Source organism: Flavobacterium johnsoniae (genome assembly GCF_001879205.1).
In the GTDB taxonomy this organism is placed as follows: Bacteria; Bacteroidota; Bacteroidia; order Flavobacteriales; family Flavobacteriaceae; genus Flavobacterium; species Flavobacterium johnsoniae_A.
The window spans coordinates 235534-254573 of sequence record NZ_MLFK01000011.1; the positions used below are offsets into that span (position 1 = coordinate 235534).

The window sequence follows — 19040 nt, forward strand, 5'->3', positions numbered from 1 at the left end:
CTTTGTGTTTTTATAAGTCTTACCAGATAAAAATCTTCGCGTGCTTTGCGGTAAAATAACCTTCCTGAATTTGAAATGAGAAAAAATGTAACCGCAAAGCTATTTCCTTTGAACCTTTGTTTCTCTGTTCATTTGCCCCTTTACTAATCAATTACTCTCGGTTCATGTGAAGGCACTTTTATCCCGCCCGCTTTTTCCTGCAATGACTGAAAAATGATAAACAAAACCGGAATTACAAAAACACCGAATAGCGTACCTATCAGCATTCCGCCCACAGCGGCTGTACCAATTGACCTGTTACTTAAAGCTCCGGCTCCTGTAGCAATCATCAATGGAATTAATCCGAAGATAAAAGCAAAAGAAGTCATCAAAATTGGTCTTAATCTGGCTCGTGCTCCAAATATGGCCGACTGAACAAGGCTTCTTCCGCTCAAGCGATGCAATAAGGCAAATTCTACAATAAGAATTGCATTTTTTGCTAAAAGCCCAATCAGCATAATCAAACTAATCTGAAGAAAAATATTATTGTCGATTCCAAATAGATTTGCAAATATAAATGCTCCCGCAAGACCAATAGGCAAGGATAACAATACCGAAAAAGGCAGAATATAACTCTTATATTGGGCACTCAGAAGGAAATAAATAAAGATGAGACAAAGCCCGAAAATTAAAGTAGTTTGACTTCCGCTGGAAAGCTCTTCCTTGGTTAAACCGGAAAACTCATATGTATAACCTCTGTCTAATGTTTGCGCCGCGGCTTCTTCGATTGCCTTAATTGCATCACCTGAACTATACCCGGCGTTTGGCGCCCCTGTAACGGTTGTTGATGTAAAAAGATTAAAACGGTTTATAAATTCCGGGCCATACGTTTTTTTCAATGTCACAAATTCCGAAATTGGAGCCATTGCCCCTGTATCTGTTCGAACAAAAACTTTATTAATATCGCTTTCTTTCGCTCTGTAGTCAGGGTGAGACTGCAGCATTACTCTGTATTGTTTTCCAAACTTATTGAGGTCAGAAGCATAGATCCCTCCAAAATACCCCTGAAGCGTATTCAGAACCGTTTTTACACTAACACCGGCTTCCTTACATTTGGCTGTATTTACATTCACTTCCATTTCCGGAAACGTAATATTAAAAGGATTTGCTGCGTACATAATCTCCGGTCGTTTATTGATGGCTGCCATAAATTTTGTAATATTTCTATCAAAATCCTGATAACTGCCCCCTGTTTTATCCTGAAGCTGTACTTCGAATCCGTTGTTATTTCCAAATCCTTGTAAAGTTGGCGCAGCAAAGAAAATAATATTTGCTCCTTTTATATGTGCTGTTTTTTCAAACAGTTTAGCCACAACGGAACTGACATCCTGGTTTTTTCCTTTTCTTTCATTCCAAGGTCTTAATCTGATAAATAAAGCTCCGTATGAACCTCCGGAACCATGAATTAAATCCATTCCTGCAAGCGTAGATGCAAGTTCTACTTCAGGAATACTTCTGGCAATACTGTCTATTTCTTTTGTAATTTCTTCCGTTCTTTCCAATGTAGAAGAGGCTGGTAAAACTACATTTCCATAGATAGCACCACCATCTTCATTGGGTACGAAACCAGTAGGCGTTGTTTGGATTAAAACATAAAATATAATCCCAAAAACTGCAATTGCAGCGACAGAAATCCATTTTCTGCGGATCAGGAATCTAACTGCCCTTATATATTTATTCGTAACAGCATCAAAAGCGGCATTAAAACCAGTATAAAATTTAGGCAGGAAACCTTTTTGATGATTTAATTTTTCGCTGTCATGCGGTTTTAACAAAATAGCACAAAGCGCCGGGCTCAAAGTAAGTGCATTAACAGCCGAGATTAAAATAGCTACAGCCAGTGTTAATCCAAATTGTTTGTAAAATACTCCTGCCGATCCCGTGATAAAAGTCACCGGAACAAATACCGCCGACATAATTAAAGTAATAGAGATAATTGCGCCGCTAATCTCACTCATGGCATGGATGGTTGCTTTTTTTGCCGATTTTGCTCCTTGGTCCAGTTTGGCATGAACAGCCTCAACCACCACAATTGCATCATCGACCACAATACCAATAGCCAGAACCAAAGCAAAAAGCGTCAATAAATTAATCGTAAACCCAAATAATTTCAAGAAGAAAAAAGTACCAATAATTGAAACCGGAACTGCAATAGCCGGTATTAACGTTGACCTGAAGTCCTGTAAAAAGATAAATACCACAATAAAAACCAAAATAAAAGCTTCGATAATGGTGTAAAGCACCTTTTCGACAGAAGCATCCAGAAAGTCATTGGCATTCAAAAATGTATGGTATTCTATTCCTGGTGGAAAATCTTTAGACGCTTTTTTTAATATATCCTCACAGGCAATAATAAGTTCTCTCGCATTCGAACCCGAAATCTGACTAATTGCCCCTCCTGATGAGACATTACCTTGTGTAGTAAGCGAAGAAGTATAGTCTAAAGCTCCAAACTCAATATCTGCCACATCTTTTAATCGCAATAAACTTCCTTGTTTACCGCTTCTCAGCACAATATTTTCAAATTCTGCCGGATTTTCAAGTCGGCCTGTAAATTTTAAAGAATATTGAACAGATTCTTTACTATTCTCTCCAATTTTTCCGGGAGCGGCTTCGATGTTTTGTTCTTGCAGAGCTGCAATAATATCATCTGGTACAAGCCCTTGATTTGCCATAGCATCAGGCTTTAGCCAAATACGCATAGAATATTCACGGCTGCTGTAAATTTCGGTTCCTCCTACTCCAACAACACGTTTCATCTCTGGCATAATATTGATCCTCAAATAATTATCAAGGAATTTTTCATCATATTTTCCATCTTTACTGTACAACAAAAAGCTAAAAGCCGTGCTGCTTAACTGTTTACTAGTCGTAATACCCGATTTTATTACCTCATTTGGCAATAAACTCGTGGCTTTAGTAACTCTGTTTTGCACGTTTACGGCAGCCATATCAGGATTTGTTCCCTGCTTAAAAAATATGGTTATCGCCGCACCGCCGTTACTGCTGGCAGTAGAAGTCATGTAAGTCATATTCTCTACTCCATTAATTTGTTCTTCAAGGGGTATTATTACACTTTTCATCACCACATCGGCGCTTGCTCCCTGGTAAGAAGCATTTACGACTACGGTTGGCGGAGCAATTTCAGGATATTGTGATATAGGTAATGAAGCTAAACCAAGCAATCCTAAAATCACTATAATGACTGATATCACGGTGGATAAAACCGGATTTTCTATAAATTTTCTAAACATGTCTTTTATTTTTTTGATGCAGTGGCTGCAGACGCGATTTTTACTCCATCTCTTAAATTCCCTATTCCGTCTGTAATTATAATATCTCCGGATTTTACTCCTTCTTTAACTACATATTCTTTTTCGGTTGCTGTGTTTCTTATTTTTATTTCGGTGTTGTGCACTACGTTTTGAGCATCTACCGTAAAGACAAAATAACGTCCCTGCAATTCAAATACTGCTTTTTTAGGAACCAGAATTGTATTTTCATACTTTGTTGGGATAATAATCGTAGCGCTTGCTCCACTCCACAATTTTCCTTCCGGATTTGGAAAAACTGCTTTAAAGTCTGCCGACCCTGTACTTGCATTCAGCACGCCGCTCAAAGTCTGGATTTTTCCTTTTAAAGAATAAACTTCGCCATCGGCTGTTAACAAAGAAACTTCGGGCATATTTTTAAATTTATCTTTTAATTGATTTCCGGAATACTGTCCCAAAAATGAATTTAATTGCTGCTGGCTTAAAGAGAAATACGCAAAAATATGTTTGGTATTGGCTACCGTTGTTAAAGGATCTGATGCCGAACTGCTCACCAGACTTCCTATTTTGAAAGGTAGACTTCCTACTATGCCGTTAATCGGGCTTACAATATTCGTAAATGCTAATTTTGATTTTGCCGAGGACAAATCTGCATTCGCCTGAGTTAACTCGGCTTTTTTTACCCTTTCAATATTTTTGGCAGATGTTAATTCATAGTTGTTTATAATTTTCTTTTCAGCCAATGCTGCTGTTCTTCTGGTTTGGATAGAGGCAGTTTCCAAACTGGCTTCTGCGGCTAAAACTGCGGCTTTTTTATTGTTTACTTCCTGCAAATAACTATTGGCATCAATCTTAAACAAAGGCTGCCCTTTGGTGACAACCGCCCCTTCTTCGACATAAACCTGCTCTATATATCCATCTACTTTTGAACGTATTTCTACTTTTTGTTCGCCTTCTAATGTGGTAGGATATTCTACCGAAACATCGGCTTTTTGTTCCTTTAGCCTAAGTGTCGGGTAAGCTGTTGGACTTTCTGATTGTTCTGTTTTTTTAGTCTCACATGAAACTATCAAAAGTGTTCCTATAAAAAGGATTGCTGTTATTTTTTTCATTATTTGGTTTATTTTCTTTTGTAAATCATTAAAGGAGAACCTGCTTCTCCCCACATTAGAGTTTGTACATATTTAATCAACTGGCCTGCAGCCAATACCAGAATTTCTTCAGGTAAAGATGAATTTGCTTTAAGCACTACTTTCTGACTCATGAAAGCCGAAAATTCTATTTTCCGTATTCTTTCCATCCATAAAAGGTTTATCGGATTTTCTGTTGCAGAATACACTACGATTGATGCATGAGGAGCTATTAGCGAACTTATCAATACGTAAGCCCACAGCGGTACTATGGCATCATTTGAGCAAGTAATTATCACTTCTTTTCCTGAATATTGGCTCCAATCTATATTGGCCATTTCTAACCGGAATGCTTTTTCCTGAAGCAAAAAATCTTCTATAAGAAATGGTACAATATCAAACACTTCAAAATCTTTATCGTTTGGTTTATAAAGCCTTAAATCGAGAGTTTGTATACCCGAAGCTTCTATTTTATTTATTATTTCCATATTTATGATGATTAAAAAATTGTTTTTTGCTGAGATTTAAATTGAGATTTTTTCTAATTTTTAGACATAGGTATTCCCCGCCCAGACACAGTACTATTTTACCATGTTGAGTATTTTGTAAAGCTGCTTTAGCTTTTAAATAAGTTTATGCGGGATTTTGTAAATCTACAAGAGACGCATTATTCTATGCATAGATTTTCATTAATACATTCCAATACGGAACGATATAAATTGGAGGATCAATTCTATCGTATGAACTAGTTTGAGAAGATTGTAATTCTAATAACATACTCTATACTATTGGGTTACTAAATTTGTGGTCTACCATTTTGATTGACTCAGACTAATAATATCTTGCAATCAGCTTTGATAAGTAATGCAAAATTAATATTTTTGCATAATAAAACAACTAAATACTTGTTTTATTAATTTATGACTACAAATAAGATTTTAATGCTGCTCAAAATGCGAGGCCCGCTAACGGCTCTCGAAATTGCTCACGAACTTAAAATAACAAAGGAAGGTGTTAGACAACAGCTGCTTAAACTTGTTGAAGATGACTTTATTCATCCTCAGGAAGAATCTAAAGGTGTGGGAAGACCTCAAAAAACCTACAGCCTGACTGAAAATGGAAATTCTAAATTTCCGGATACTCACGCCGAATTAACACTAAAACTCATTAACATCATTAACGCTATGGGCGGAAATACCATGCAGACGGTTATTGATGTCTATGAAGAAGCAGGTAAAAAAAAGTATCACGAAGAAATAGATACTATTGGAAATCTGGAACAGAAAATAGAAAAGCTTGTTGAAATAAGAACAAGAGAAGGTTATATGGCCGAATATTCGAAGAATAACGAAGGTTATCTTTTGGTTGAAAATCATTGCCCGATTTGTGCTGCCGCCACCATTTGCCAGGGCTTTTGCTCATCAGAATTAAATACTTTCCGATCGGTATTAGGAGATAACGTCATTATTAATCGAGTAAGTCACATCGTTGCGGGCGAAAGAAGATGTGCTTATCAGATTACCTTAAACTAATCATTTGTTAAGCTTTTTTCAGCGAGCAGGATTCAAAAAACTCATACGCTCTTTTCTCTGCATACGAATAAGTGGAATTACGCAATGGAAAAGCACAGTGTCCGCCATACTTTGGAGTTTCCAGATAAACGTACGCACTGTCTTGCGCTATGTCTCTGGGATAGCATCTTTCTCCCAAAAAAGGATCATCAAGAGAATTAATAATTAAAACCGGAGTTGTAATATTTTTAAGGGAAAATTCAGGAGACACACGCTCATAATAGTCGTCACGGCTTGCATAACCATGCAGTGGTGCTGTAAAATATTGATCAACCTCATCAAAAGAAGAAATTTTATCTATCTGATCGCTATTTATAAAATCGGGAAACTGCGCCGCTTTGTACTTTAGTTTTTTCTTGATATCAATTGTAAAATTCTTCAAATAGACTCTGTTAAAACCTTGTTTAAGAACAGCAGCACTTGTTGCAATATGTGTTGGAACTGAAATCGAAACAGCAGCCTTTATGCGCTCATCTACTTTCGTCCAGCCTAAATAATTCAAGAGCTGCACGCCTCCCATTGAATATCCAATCAAATAAATATCTTCGAATCCTTTTTGCAGTACAAACTGAACTACTTCATCAAGATCATCAACTGCGCCGTGATGATAAAGCCTTGGAAGACGATTCATTTCTCCGCCGCAGGTGCGATTGTTCCAGGCAAAAACTGAAAAGTCTTTCTGCTGAAAATAAGCAGCACAACTGTTATTATAAGTTCTGCGGGAATCTCCTTCTAAACCATGACATAGAATAACAGCTTTCTTAGAATCATTTATAATAAAATCGATATTAATGAAATCCCCATCGCTTAACTCCCGTTTTTCTCTTGTATATCCGGGTGCGTCAAATCTTTTAATCAAAGCAGCATAAATAGTAGAAACATGCCTGTTGCGATGAATAATAGAAGGGAAATTATATTCTGATTGTTCAATTATAGGCATAATAAAGAGTTTTTATGGTGCGTCACACAAATTTAAGAAATCAATTAATATGTAGTTAAAACTATTTTTTATTTCTGTTTTCAAAATTTTCCTCAATCATAAAAAAAACAAATATCTAATTATCAGAATTATAGAAACTTTATTAGAGATTATGTTTCAGAAATTCCGGCATCCATTTTCATTACGTACTGATCAATTCCTTTACCAAAACCATCTGGTATAATAGTTACAGTTCTAAAACCCTTTTTTTCGTAAAATCCCGCTGTATGCTGTGAGGTATCTATTTTGTAGGTTTTAGAAGGATATAATTTTTTTAAAAGATTTATCCTGTACTCTGTCAAAATTTTACCAATTCCTTTCAAATGATATGCGTTATGCACCATGCCCCATGACAGGCCTGCTTCATCAGTTTTTTTATCCAGAAAGATTCCGCCGCAGCCCACCGCCCGATTATCCTCCATTATCACATAGTAATGGTCTTCAGTATCCTGATCTAAAAAAGATTTAAACAGCTCCAACTCTTCAGGAGCAAAGAACTTTGGCAGGTTGCTTTTAAATATTTCAATACAGTTCTCTTTGAAAAGCGGGGTATATTTAACAATAAGCATATCCAGAAGGAATTAAAAACCGGAAGGTACAACAAATCTATCTTAATTGCTTGTTTAAAAGAAACACGATTTTATAAATAAAAAAAAATAAAAAGGACATAGGGGTAAAATCTAATTCGATTGTATTACTACTATAACAAGAGTACAATTAATTAACTTTTAATTTCAAACTGCCTTATGATACCTTTAATTATAACTGCTGCGTTATTATTTTGGTCATTAAAAAAACATACTTCCAGACTTGAAGCTTTCCGTTGTTTAAGAAAATATTTCCTGATAAAATTCTCTGTACTTTTTTTTCTTTTTACAATAACTTCTCAGGCGCAGGAAAAAACAGTAAACTATAATATCCTCCGTAATGGCACTATCATTGGGCAGATGCAATTTTACCAAAAAACCTATAATGGAGAAATCTATTTAAAAATTTCTTCGGAAGTAAAAACCCGGTTCATCTTTAGTATTGATGTAAAAACCGAAGAAGGTTCTCATTTTAAAAACGGGAAGTTAATGTCGTCCTACGTAAAACGACACGTTAACGGAAAAGAAAAAGCCAATAAAACCACACAGCTTATAGATTCAAGTTATAAAACCTTAGCTGAAAATAAAAAAGGACAAATAAAACAGCAAAATATCGACTATAACCTTATGCTGCTTTACAGTAAAGAACCGATTAGCGAAGATCAGGTTTATTCAGATAGTTTTCAGCAGTTTTTAACCATCAAAAAAACAAACAATCATTCCTACCGTATTGTCTTGCCGGATGGAAACTACAATGATTATCATTTCCAGAATGGTATCTGCCAAAAAGTCGAATTGCATCACTCCCTATTTACCATCAACATTCAAATCGCATAGTTCAATCTAAAAAATAATTATTATGGTTAAAGTCATCAGTTATTTATTTACACAGCTTACATTTTTTGGCGCCCAGCCCATCGTAATAGAAAGAATTCATGAAGTCGAAAAAAGTGCTCCGGACTTAATTGTTTATGCACTTCCGATAGTATTGCTGTTTACTGTATTAGAATTTGTAATTTTTTATTTCTTGGAACGCAAGGAACATGATGCCAAAGAAACTATTGGCTCTATATTGATAGGCTTTGGAAATCTAACCGTTAATTTATTAATGAAAACAGGGCTGCTTTATGCCGTAGTCGGAATTTATAATATTCTGCCTTACCGCATGGAATTCAGCTGGTGGAGTTTAATTCCGTGTTTTATATTCTATGACTTTAGTTCTTACTGGACACACCGAATTTCTCATTATTGCCGTTTTTTCTGGGCGACTCATGTTGTTCATCATTCTGCAGATCATTACAACCTTACCGTAAGCTTTAGACAGAGCTGGTTTCAGTACATTAAAATTGTGTTTTTTATTCCGTTAGTTTTTGCCGGTTTTCATCCTGCCATATTTTTTATTGCCAATCAGCTAAGTGTTTTATATCAATTTTGGGTACATACCGAAGCTATTGGAAAACTGCATCCCTTTATTGAGAAATATTTCGGAACTCCTTCTAATCATCGTGTTCATCATGGAAGTCAGGAAAAATATCTGGATAAAAACTTTGGTGCGGCATTTATGATTTGGGATCACTTATTTGGCTCCTTTCAATACGAAGAAGAAAAACCACGTTACGGTATTACAAGTATACTTAAAAGCAAACTCAATCCGCTTTATCTCAACATCCATGAATTTCAGGATATTATTAAAGACGTAAAAAAGGCAGAAGGTTTTCGGAAAAAGATGTATTACATTTTTGCCAGTCCAGATGCTATTGCTAAAAACAAACTAAAAAAAGAAAGCGTTCAACCTATTAAATTAACTCCATCATGCCAACAAGTCAAGAAAAACAAGAACAATTTCAGCAACAGCTTTTCGAATACTTTACCCGAAAAAATAATTGTGTAAAAACTCTAGGCAATGAAATTGTAATTACTGAAGGAACAGATAAAGGATTATCTTTTACATATCTCTCAGATCACAGCTGTATTATTCATTGTTATGAATTCAGCATAAACACTGATCTTGATATCGATACTACAATTGATCCTTTTATTCAACTGCTGGCCAATCATAATTTGATATGTAATCAGGCTGCCCAATCTTACAATTAATCAAAAAAAGAACATTAAATATAAAAAGTATATATCTTTGATTGAATGTCAAAACGTATTAGTGGAGTATAGCAATATAGACCAAATCTGTTTTTTAAAAAACGGAAACGAAGCTGCTTTTGAAAAGGTTTTTAAAATGTATTTTAAAAACCTTCATGCCTTTGCCTATACTTTTATGAAGGATGATGTTATTGCCGAAGAGATTGTACAAAATGTATTTTTTAAGATTTGGGAAAAAAAAGACCAGCTCCAAATTGATGATTCCTTAAAGGCTTATCTCTACAGAGCAGTTCATAATGAGAGTCTCAATCATTTAAAACACCTAAAAATAAAAAACTCTTTTCAACTGCAGTATTCAGGTAATATGGAATCCTCAAATCAAGATGCATCCAATCAAATCATTGCCGCTGAACTCGAAAACGATATTCAAAAAGCAATCAGCGAACTGCCTCCACAATGCCGCAATATTTTTCAGATGAGTCGTTTCGAGCAGCTCAAATATCAGCAGATTGCCGATCAATTGAATATTTCAATTAAAACAGTTGAAAACCAAATGGGTAAAGCCCTTAAAGTATTACGATCTAAACTGGTTGAGTATCTTCCTTTCCTTCTGCATGTATTATATTTAATCCGAAGATCATGAGCCAAAACAATATGAATATGAACGATGATTTACTAGTGAAATATCTAGTTGGCGAAACTGATGCAGACGAAAATGCAGCAGTAGAAAATTGGCTTAAAGCCGATGAAAAAAACCAAAACTACTACAATGGTTTCAAAAAAATATGGGAAGACAGCCTTTTAATCGCTGCCGAAAATAAAACCGTTGATGAAAACGCCGCCTGGAAACGGCTGCAGAATCGCATTCATGAAAAGGATGTTAGGGTATTAACTCCTAAAAAATCTTCCCGTAATTGGCTGCGTATTGCTGCTTCTATTCTCCTAATTGGTACTTTAGGATGGCTTGGTTATTCTTATTTTGAAAATAAAACTGCTAATTCGCTAATACAGATATATGCATCAAACACTACTTTAAACGATACTTTGCCTGACGGCACGACCGTAACTTTAAATAAAAATTCGTCTTTGTCTTACATCGGCAGTTTTAAAGGCAGAACCCGGCCCGTTACTTTAAAAGGGGAAGCTTTTTTTAATGTTTCGCCAGACAAAACAAAACCATTTATTATTACAATTAATGATGTTACCGTACAAGTTGTAGGGACCTCTTTTAATGTCAAAAATAAAAACGGAAAAACAACCGTAGATGTCGAAACCGGAATTGTAAAAGTGAGCAAAAACAAAGATCAGGTAGAACTAAGACATGGAGAAAAAGTAATTATTGCCGATCAAAAACCAGAATTACTAAAAAGCACCAGCAAAGGCAGATTGTACAACTATTACCGTAACAAAGAACTTGTTTGCGATGAGACACCATTACAGGAATTAGTTGAGGCACTCAACGAGATCTACAATGTTGATATCGTCATTAAAAATCCTTCTTTAAAAGAAAAACCATTAACAACCGTATTTAAAGATCAATCATTAGATCAGGTTTTAGAAGTAATCCAGGAAACATTCAGGATTGAAATTGAACATAAAAACAACCAAATTCTATTAGAATAATTCCTTTTTATATGCCTGTCAATTCAAAAATTACTTTTGTACAGATTTTATTTTTAGTTATTTCCGGTGCGTTTTTTAATGCCCATGCCCAATCTATTTTAGATACCGAAATGTCTATAGATGCTGATAAAAAACCACTGGGCAGTATTTTAGATTTAATGGAGCAAAAAGGAAATTTCCGATTCGCTTATTACAGTAAACTGGTTGTAAAAGATAGTGCCGTTACCATTCATTCTAAACAATCTACGATAAAAGATGTTTTGGACCAATTACTGGGCAATAAGTACGAATATAAAGAATCAAAGGGTTTTGTTATTCTGCGTTATGCCCCTTTAGAACTTGCCCTTGTACTTGAAAAAAACAGCGTTGTGGGCGAACATCAAGTTGTTAATGGTTACATAATGGATGTAAAAACCAACAAACGCCTGGAGAATGCGAGTGTTTACGAAAAAAATGCGTTGCAGTCTACACTAACTGACAAAGACGGTTTTTTTGAACTGAAGCTGAAAAATGTACCCGAAACTATCGAGCTGACTGTCATAAAGGAGAACTACAAAACCATCACAACAATTTTTTTGTCTGAAATCAAAATCCAAATGGGTTCCAGAAAATCATCCTCTTCCTCAGATTATGTCGATGGCGATTTTTCTGCCGTTGAGCGAACGGGAATTGGCCGTTTCTTTATTTCTTCCAAACAAAAAATTCAGTCACTCAACCTTGGGGGATTCATTTCTGAAGTTCCTGTACAAGCTTCGTTAATTCCGAGTTTGAGCACACGAGGTATGATGAACTCACAAATTAACAGCAGTTTTTCGTTAAACTTGCTAGGAGGATATACAGGCGGCGTACGCGGTTTAGAAATGGCCGGCCTTTACAACATTAACAGAATGAATGTCAATGCGCTGCAAATGGCAGGAATATTCAATACCGTGGGAGGTTCTGTAAACGGAGTTCAACTGGCCGGGATTTACAATAATGTTTTTGGCGATCTAAGAGGACTGCAAATGAGCGGTATTCATAACAGCGTAAAAGGTTCTCAGGCCGGTTTACAGGTAACAGGTATTTACAACAATGTACATGGAGATTCCAGAGGAGTCCAAGTGGCCGGTATTCATAATACGGTGAAAGGGTCTCAAAACGGATTGCAGATTTCGGGTATTTATAATACCGGAAACGAAAAAGTCCGCGGGGCACAAATTGCCGGACTTTTTAATTATGCCAAAGAGCTGGACGGAATTCAGTTTGGACTGGTTAATATTACCGATTCACCTTCTGGTTACAGCTTTGGATTATTAAATTTTAAAAAGAATGGATACCAAAAAATCAGTATTACACGCAATGAAATTTCAGATATAAATCTTGCTGTAAAAACGGGAGATAATAAACTCTACACTATTTTGACGGCAGGAAAAAGCGAACGTACTAACGAAGAAAAGCTGTTTTCTTTTGGAATAGGATTGGGTAAAAACATTCCTTTAGGAAAGCGTTTTACTTATAACATGGAGATAAGTACGCAATATCTTTATTTAGGCAATTGGGATTATTATAACTTTTTATATAAATTCGATTCTCCTTTTACCTTTCGTCTATTCAAAGGTGTTGCAATATCTGCCGGACCATCTTTTACTATCTATTCTTCTGAAAAGAGAGATAAAACTATTCCCGGTAATAGCACCTCAACTTTTGTTCAGGATCGGACAAAACGCTATAATGTCATAAAAGATAACGGCAAAGGCCTGACCGGATGGGTTGGGTGGAGTTTTGGTATTTCTTTATTTTAACCGATTATAGTACTACTTTCCTCGAATTTATTACAGAAAAAGAATCTCCTGGTTTAAAATAGAGAAACAAAAAAAATCCAAATCCCAATAATGAAATTGGAATTTGGATTTTAAACTTTATCCCCTTTTGGGATTATTATTTATAAGCTTAGTCTAAAATAAAACTTACGCTGACATTTGCTGTAATTTCGATTTCGCCAATTGCTAAAGTTTCATTTGAAGCCCCGGCTGCATCCATCATTTCAGTTTTCATAGCAGCATAAACTGGTCTTGGGTGATAAACTTGTGAATTGTCTGAAATAGTAATCGCTTTACCCACTTTTTGACCTAAAACAGATACATAATCCTCCGCTTTTGCTTTAGCATCTTTAATTGCTAATTTTCTAGCTTCAGATTGGTGTTGCAATAATTTAGACGATTCAAAAGAAACATTATCGATACGGTTAATTCCTTGCTGTACTAAACCTTCCATCAATTCATCGTATTTAGATAAATCTCTTAACACAATTTCAACCGTCTGTGTGGCATTGTAGCTGGTTTTCTTTTTATCGTAATCGTATTGCGGATTAAGAGCTACTTGCTTCGTTTTAAAATCTGCTGTTGGAACATTCGATTTTTTGATGAATTTTAAAACCGCATCCATCTTTTCGTCATTTTGCTTTTTGACGTCTTTAGCATTATTCCCTTTAGTTTCAACCGTAGCTGAAATACAAACCTGATCAGGGGCTACTTTTACTTTTCCTTCTCCATTTACATTGATTTGAGGAACTTGTTTGATTTCTTGGCCGTAAGACATAGTCATAAACATGATTGTTAAAAATAATACTAATTTTTTCATTTTTGTTATATTAAAGTTATTTGATAAAGACATTTCAAAAGTTATGCCAGCATTATAATTTTCCTGCTTTTGCCATAACAAAAAGTATCAAAATTGGAATTGCCAATAAGATAACCATCAAACTATGATCTACAAATAACGAAGGTTCTTTTACCAAAGTAATTAAGTATCCGCCAATTGCGCCGCCAAAATGTGCGGTGTGGCCAATATTATCATTTTTGGCTTTCATTCCATAAATAGAATACAATAAATATAAAATTCCGAATAAATAAGCCGGCATAGGAATGACAAAAAATATACCCAGCATCATATCCGGCTGCAGTAAAATTGCAGAATACAAAACCCCGGTTACCGCTCCCGAAGCTCCAACGGCACGATAGCTGTAATCGTTTTTATGAAACAGCATCGTTAATAAACTCCCAAAAATTAAACTTCCAAAATAAACCAGCAGGAATGAAAAGTTTCCGAGCCATTGTAAAACTACAGGTGCAAAAAACCAAAGAGTCAGCATGTTAAACAATAAATGCATCATATCAGCATGCAGGAAACCTGATGAAAGCATTCGGATTTGTTCTCCGGCACGAATACTTCCTACATGAAATTCGTATTTTCTAAAAAATGCAAGATCATTAAAACCTTTATAGCTTATTAGTACATTGGCAACTATAATTCCAATTAAAATGGTATTCATAAATAATATTTAATGTGAAATGTAAATATAGTTAATATCAAACACATCTTGATCAGAATCCAAAATATCGGTCATTATTCATTTTTACATATATTTGTACAAAAAATATTAGATGCAATTTATTGTTTATATTCTGGCCTATCCATTGCTCTGGCTCATCTCTATACTACCATTTCGCTTATTTTATTGGTTTTCAGATTTTGTATACTTTTTAGTTTACAGAGTTATTGGGTATCGTAGAAAAGTAGTGCGCGAGAACCTTGCACTTACACTACCGCATTTAAATAAGACCGAAAGAAAAGAAATTGAAAAGAAATTCTACAAGCATATGTGTGATATGTTTTTAGAAATGATAAAAACGATGACTATTTCTCCGGAAGAAATGGAAAAAAGATTCCACGTAACCAACATTGAACTAGTACAGGAATATGCTAAAAAAGGTAAAAGCGTAATTCTGGTTGCTTCTCATTATGCCAGTTATGAATGGCTTTTAACAATTAATCCTAAACTTGGTTTTCAGGGAATTGCGGTTTATAAAAAAGTTGCCAATCCGTATTTTGATAAACTGATCAGAAAAATACGTTCAAAATACAAAACAGAAATGGTCGAAACCAGAAAAGCAATTCCGACTATGGCTCAAAATCAGCGTAAAGGGCTTTTAAGCATGTACGGCTTAGCGAGCGATCAATCGCCTAAACTGGACAGGATTTTTCATTCGATGAAATTCATGGGCGTTGAAGTTCCTGTACACACCGGTGCCGAAATGCTGGCCAAAAAATACGATTTGAGCGTGATAATGGTAAAAGTAAAAAAGATTAAAAGAGGCTATTACGAAGCGACATTTTTATCCATTGCAGATAATCCGCACGATTACGAAAATTTCGACATTACAGAGAAATACCTGAGAGAAGTAGAAAAACAAATTTACGAAGCTCCGGAATATTATTTGTGGACTCATAAAAGGTGGAAACATCGAGTTGAGTAATAACTTTAAAAAAAGCCTAGAAAGCAATATTGTTTTCTGGGCTTTTTTTATGGATTGAATTTGAAAATTTTAAACAGAACTAAAATTCCTTTTTGATGTGTTTTTGTAATATTTTTTTTGACCTGAAAATGATATAAACAATATAAATTTGAAGTTCCCAAAATCTATTAAAACTTCAAATTTTCTAACAATGATTAAAAAGTTCCTTTTTACATTTTTACTTACAGTTTCCCTCGCTGTTTTTGCCCAAAGCCCGAAACGAGGTATTGCTTATGGAAATAATTCTGCAGCCGATTTACTGGCACTTAAACCCGGAATTTCCTGGTGGTACAACTGGGGATCTACACCCGAAAACGATACAAACTCCAACTACGAATCTATTGGTGTTGAATATGTCCCTATGGCTTGGCGCCAAGTAAATGATAATGAAGTCCAGGCTTTTATAAACAGAATAAAACCCGGAACAAAATACTTATTAGCCTTTAATGAACCTAATTTTAATGATGGTTCCCGATTGACACCGCAGGACGCTGTAAATGCATGGGTAAATGTCGAAAAAATAGCTGCAGCTAAAAATCTAGAAATCGTTAGTGCATCGCCCGCATTTAATGATCCCAATAATAATTATGGAGGCTACAGCAGTCCTATTGCATGGCATGACCAATTTTTTCTTTTGTGCCCAAATTGCAAAGTCGATTATATTGCTTTTCATACCTACGATAGTTCCTCCGGATCTGTTATTGGCGTAACAAGCCTTTTAAAAAAATACAATAAACCTATTTGGGTAACGGAATTTGCTAACAGAGTCATTCAAACTGCCGAGCAAAAAACGACCTTTATGAAAGAGATCATAACTAATTTTGAAAATGATCCAGATATTTACCGTTATTCATGGTTTACCGGAAGGGTCGATCCGTTATGGCTGGATATGGCTGAAGGCCCTTTATTAGCTCCCGAAAGCGGCATTTTAAGACCTATCGGACGTGAATATATCAATACCGCTTATACCACAAAAAAAATGAATCTTCCCGGAAGGATAATCGCCAATAAACATTACAGAAGAAAAGGTACCAGCCTGCAAAACACAACAGATTCCGGAACAGGTCAAAATGTAAGCGGCATAGATCAAGGCGATTGGAACGAATTCATGCTCAATATTGATAATGCCGGAACGTATAATTTTACCTTTAGAATGGCATCAGTAACAAACCCCGGCAAATTTGATATTTTAGTAAATGATATTGTCGTTAAAACTGATGAGACATTTCCGGCTACGGGAGGTCTACAAACGTATACCAACAAAATTGTAAACGGTATTGCGCTGCCAAAAGGGGAAGTCTATTTAAAAATTAAATTCAAATCAAACGATATGAGTTTTAATTATATTGATGTATCGGTATCAAGTTTAGGTGTAAATGATCCAAAAACTGAAAATGAAGCTATTACTGTCTATCCCAATCCGATTAAAAGTCAATCGACGCTGCATATAAAATCAACAATAACAGAACCTTTATCTTTAAAAATAATTGATATGAAAGGAGATATTTGTTTTTCTTCTGATGATTATTCAACCAATCAGGATATTAAAATTGATGATAAATTATCCACCGGAATTTACATTCTAAATGTCACATACGGTTCGATAAAAAAATCATTGAAAATCATAAAAAACTAATTTTTTACCGCAAAGCACGCAAGATTTATTATTTAATAGAAAAACAAAAAGTTCGCAAAGCTTTGTATTGATTTAGCTTTGCGAACTTTGTTTTTATAAAAACCAACATTAAAAAAACCTTGCGGACTTTGCGTTTAATTTTTTTCTGTTTAGATTTTATTCTGATGCCGAAAATTAGATTCCTGCAATTACTTTTATTTCATCAATAATTCTCAATGCTAATGCGTCAGCTTCTTTTTGAGAAGGCGCTTCAGTATAAATACGAATAATTGGTTCCGTGTTTGATTTTCTTAAATGAACCCATTCACTTGCAAAATCAATTTTTACACCATCAATGGTAGAAATATCTTCATTTTTATATTTCTCCGTCATCGCAGTTAAAATCGCATCGACATCAATTTGCGGCGTTAATTCGATTTTGTTTTTACTCATATAATATTCCGGATAAGAAGCTCTCAATGCTGCAACCGACATTTTTTTGTTAGCCAAATGCGTCAGGAATAAAGCAACTCCAACCAAACTATCACGTCCGTAATGAGATTCAGGATAGATAATTCCGCCGTTACCTTCACCTCCAATAATGGCATTATTTTTCTTCATTAACTCTACTACATTCACCTCACCTACAGCGCTTGCTTCGTAGCTTCCGTTATGAGCCTTTGTTACATCGCGCAATGCACGGGAAGACGACATATTCGAAACTGTATTTCCAGGAGTTTTACTCAAAACATAATCAGCGCAGGCTACTAAAGTGTATTCTTCACCAAACATTTCTCCATCATCGCTGATAAAAGCCAAACGATCTACATCAGGATCTACAACAACCCCTAGATGCGCTTTTTCTTTTACAACCAATTCAGAAATATCCGTTAAATGTTCTTTTAAAGGTTCTGGATTGTGCGGGAAATGTCCGTTTGGTTCGCAGTATAATTTTACCACTTCAACGCCCATTTGTTCCAATAATTTAGGAATAATGATACCACCAGAAGAATTTACTCCATCCACTACCACTTTAAATTTTGCAGCTTTTACTGCATCAACATCAACCAAAGGCAAATTTAAAACCTCGTCTATATGAATATCCATATAAGCATCATTTACCGTGATTTCACCTAGATTATCTACATCCGAAAAATCGAAAGCTTCAGCCTCGGCAATTTCAAGAATTTTAGCGCCTTCTGCTCCACTTAAAAATTCACCTTTTGCATTCAATAATTTTAAAGCATTCCATTGTTTTGGATTATGAGATGCCGTTAAAATAATTCCTCCGTCGGCTTTTTCTAACGGTACAGCAATTTCTACCGTAGGCGTTGTCGAAAGACCAAGATCAATTACATTTATTCCTAAACCAATTAAGGTATTTACAACAAGATTATGAATCATTGGTCCCGAAATTCTTGCATCGCGGCCAATTACAACTGTTAGTTTTTCTTTTGAAATATTATTTTTTAGAAAAGTTCCGTATGCCGATGCAAATTTTACGGCATCAACAGGAGTCAGGTTATCTCCTACTTTTCCACCGATTGTTCCTCGTATTCCTGAAATCGATTTTATTAAAGTCATTTTTGTGAGTTATGGTTACCAAATACAAATATAGATTTTTTTTAAGTCACAAAGATGCTAAGGTGCTAAGGTGCTAAGATTTTTTAGCATGAATAATAAAGTCGCTTAGTCTGTTATTAATAAAACTTAGTGCCTTAGCAGCTTAGAACCTTAAAGTCAGAAAGATGCTAAGGTGCTGAAATTTTTAAGCAAGAAGAATGAAGCTATCT

Annotated in this window: 16 protein-coding genes; 8 read left to right on the forward strand and 8 right to left on the reverse strand. The window is 35.2% G+C overall.

Annotated elements, in window-relative coordinates; genetic code table 11:
* Window positions 1–143 precede the first annotated feature (143 nt).
* Genes BKM63_RS21665 through BKM63_RS21675 form a run of 3 tightly spaced genes read right to left on the reverse strand, consistent with a single transcriptional unit; the run spans window position 144 to window position 4929 of the window.
* Complete coding sequence (locus tag BKM63_RS21665) at window positions 144–3293, reverse strand: efflux RND transporter permease subunit (protein ID WP_071638671.1); 3150 nt, start codon at window positions 3291–3293, stop codon at window positions 144–146.
* A 5-nt stretch (window positions 3294–3298) separates the two neighbouring features.
* The gene (locus tag BKM63_RS21670; RefSeq protein WP_071638672.1) at window positions 3299–4423 is read right to left on the reverse strand and encodes an efflux RND transporter periplasmic adaptor subunit; all 1125 of its coding nucleotides are present in this window, start codon (window positions 4421–4423) and stop codon (window positions 3299–3301) included.
* 8 nt (window positions 4424–4431) lie between these two features.
* Complete coding sequence (locus BKM63_RS21675; protein WP_071638673.1) at window positions 4432–4929, reverse strand: DUF2480 family protein; 498 nt, start codon at window positions 4927–4929, stop codon at window positions 4432–4434.
* A gap of 432 nt (window positions 4930–5361) precedes the next feature.
* Here BKM63_RS21675 and BKM63_RS21680 point away from each other — a divergent pair, with 432 nt between their 5' ends.
* Window positions 5362–5973, forward strand: coding sequence for a helix-turn-helix transcriptional regulator (locus BKM63_RS21680; protein ID WP_071638674.1), 612 nt, complete (start codon window positions 5362–5364; stop codon window positions 5971–5973).
* 7 nt (window positions 5974–5980) lie between these two features.
* On the opposite strand, the gene BKM63_RS21685 is transcribed toward BKM63_RS21680, so the two are convergent.
* Window positions 5981–6952, reverse strand: a complete 972-nt coding sequence (locus BKM63_RS21685; protein WP_071638675.1) for a YheT family hydrolase — start codon at window positions 6950–6952, stop codon at window positions 5981–5983.
* Window positions 6953–7101: 149 nt separating this feature from the next.
* Window positions 7102–7560, reverse strand: coding sequence for a GNAT family N-acetyltransferase (locus BKM63_RS21690; RefSeq protein ID WP_083572309.1), 459 nt, complete (start codon window positions 7558–7560; stop codon window positions 7102–7104).
* A gap of 177 nt (window positions 7561–7737) precedes the next feature.
* Between BKM63_RS21690 and BKM63_RS21695 the strand changes: the two genes are divergently transcribed.
* The 5 genes from BKM63_RS21695 (at window position 7738) to BKM63_RS21715 (ending at window position 13079) form a co-directional block, all read left to right on the forward strand.
* Window positions 7738–8415, forward strand: coding sequence for a DUF6134 family protein (locus tag BKM63_RS21695; RefSeq protein ID WP_071638677.1), 678 nt, complete (start codon window positions 7738–7740; stop codon window positions 8413–8415).
* A 22-nt stretch (window positions 8416–8437) separates the two neighbouring features.
* Window positions 8438–9469, forward strand: a complete 1032-nt coding sequence (locus BKM63_RS21700; protein ID WP_083572310.1) for a sterol desaturase family protein — start codon at window positions 8438–8440, stop codon at window positions 9467–9469.
* Between the two features lie 243 nt (window positions 9470–9712).
* On the forward strand, window positions 9713–10318 hold the full coding sequence (locus BKM63_RS21705; RefSeq protein ID WP_242661212.1) for an RNA polymerase sigma-70 factor: 606 nt from the start codon (window positions 9713–9715) through the stop codon (window positions 10316–10318).
* Window positions 10315–11298, forward strand: coding sequence for a FecR domain-containing protein (locus BKM63_RS21710; protein WP_083572311.1), 984 nt, complete (start codon window positions 10315–10317; stop codon window positions 11296–11298). The genes BKM63_RS21705 and BKM63_RS21710 overlap by 4 nt, the downstream gene beginning before the upstream one ends.
* An 11-nt stretch (window positions 11299–11309) precedes the next feature.
* Complete coding sequence (locus BKM63_RS21715) at window positions 11310–13079, forward strand: STN and carboxypeptidase regulatory-like domain-containing protein (RefSeq protein WP_071638680.1); 1770 nt, start codon at window positions 11310–11312, stop codon at window positions 13077–13079.
* Between the two features lie 148 nt (window positions 13080–13227).
* Here the strand turns inward: BKM63_RS21715 and BKM63_RS21720 are convergent, their stop codons facing one another.
* Both BKM63_RS21720 and BKM63_RS21725 read right to left on the reverse strand, forming a co-directional pair.
* On the reverse strand, window positions 13228–13917 hold the full coding sequence (locus tag BKM63_RS21720) for an SIMPL domain-containing protein (protein ID WP_071638719.1): 690 nt from the start codon (window positions 13915–13917) through the stop codon (window positions 13228–13230).
* A gap of 52 nt (window positions 13918–13969) precedes the next feature.
* Complete coding sequence (locus BKM63_RS21725) at window positions 13970–14608, reverse strand: rhomboid family intramembrane serine protease (protein ID WP_071638681.1); 639 nt, start codon at window positions 14606–14608, stop codon at window positions 13970–13972.
* Window positions 14609–14720: 112 nt separating this feature from the next.
* Between BKM63_RS21725 and BKM63_RS21730 the strand changes: the two genes are divergently transcribed.
* Together BKM63_RS21730 and BKM63_RS21735 are read left to right on the forward strand one after the other, a co-directional pair.
* Window positions 14721–15593 carry a lysophospholipid acyltransferase family protein gene (locus tag BKM63_RS21730; protein WP_071638682.1) on the forward strand — a complete coding sequence of 291 codons (873 nt, stop codon included), beginning with the start codon at window positions 14721–14723 and terminating at the stop codon, window positions 15591–15593.
* A gap of 190 nt (window positions 15594–15783) precedes the next feature.
* Window positions 15784–17268, forward strand: a complete 1485-nt coding sequence (locus tag BKM63_RS21735; RefSeq protein WP_071638683.1) for a glycosyl hydrolase — start codon at window positions 15784–15786, stop codon at window positions 17266–17268.
* A gap of 174 nt (window positions 17269–17442) precedes the next feature.
* Here the strand turns inward: BKM63_RS21735 and glmM are convergent, their stop codons facing one another.
* Window positions 17443–18831 (reverse strand): phosphoglucosamine mutase, encoded by a 1389-nt coding sequence (gene glmM, locus BKM63_RS21740; RefSeq protein ID WP_071638684.1) that lies wholly within the window; start codon window positions 18829–18831, stop codon window positions 17443–17445.
* Window positions 18832–19040: the final 209 nt, after the last annotated feature.

What these genes read in the sequence shown, in the direction of transcription:
- BKM63_RS21665 (WP_071638671.1), bottom strand. Translation starts at nt 3,293, where the DNA reads ATGTTTAGAAAATTTATAGAAAATCCGGTTTTATCCACCGTGATATCA.
- BKM63_RS21670 (WP_071638672.1), bottom strand. Translation starts at nt 4,423, where the DNA reads ATGAAAAAAATAACAGCAATCCTTTTTATAGGAACACTTTTGATAGTT.
- BKM63_RS21675 (WP_071638673.1), bottom strand. Translation starts at nt 4,929, where the DNA reads ATGGAAATAATAAATAAAATAGAAGCTTCGGGTATACAAACTCTCGAT.
- BKM63_RS21680 (WP_071638674.1), top strand. Translation starts at nt 5,362, where the DNA reads ATGACTACAAATAAGATTTTAATGCTGCTCAAAATGCGAGGCCCGCTA.
- BKM63_RS21685 (WP_071638675.1), bottom strand. Translation starts at nt 6,952, where the DNA reads ATGCCTATAATTGAACAATCAGAATATAATTTCCCTTCTATTATTCAT.
- BKM63_RS21690 (WP_083572309.1), bottom strand. Translation starts at nt 7,560, where the DNA reads ATGCTTATTGTTAAATATACCCCGCTTTTCAAAGAGAACTGTATTGAA.
- BKM63_RS21695 (WP_071638677.1), top strand. Translation starts at nt 7,738, where the DNA reads ATGATACCTTTAATTATAACTGCTGCGTTATTATTTTGGTCATTAAAA.
- BKM63_RS21700 (WP_083572310.1), top strand. Translation starts at nt 8,438, where the DNA reads ATGGTTAAAGTCATCAGTTATTTATTTACACAGCTTACATTTTTTGGC.
- BKM63_RS21710 (WP_083572311.1), top strand. Translation starts at nt 10,315, where the DNA reads ATGAGCCAAAACAATATGAATATGAACGATGATTTACTAGTGAAATAT.
- BKM63_RS21715 (WP_071638680.1), top strand. Translation starts at nt 11,310, where the DNA reads ATGCCTGTCAATTCAAAAATTACTTTTGTACAGATTTTATTTTTAGTT.
- BKM63_RS21720 (WP_071638719.1), bottom strand. Translation starts at nt 13,917, where the DNA reads ATGAAAAAATTAGTATTATTTTTAACAATCATGTTTATGACTATGTCT.
- BKM63_RS21725 (WP_071638681.1), bottom strand. Translation starts at nt 14,608, where the DNA reads ATGAATACCATTTTAATTGGAATTATAGTTGCCAATGTACTAATAAGC.
- BKM63_RS21730 (WP_071638682.1), top strand. Translation starts at nt 14,721, where the DNA reads ATGCAATTTATTGTTTATATTCTGGCCTATCCATTGCTCTGGCTCATC.
- BKM63_RS21735 (WP_071638683.1), top strand. Translation starts at nt 15,784, where the DNA reads ATGATTAAAAAGTTCCTTTTTACATTTTTACTTACAGTTTCCCTCGCT.
- glmM (WP_071638684.1), bottom strand. Translation starts at nt 18,831, where the DNA reads ATGACTTTAATAAAATCGATTTCAGGAATACGAGGAACAATCGGTGGA.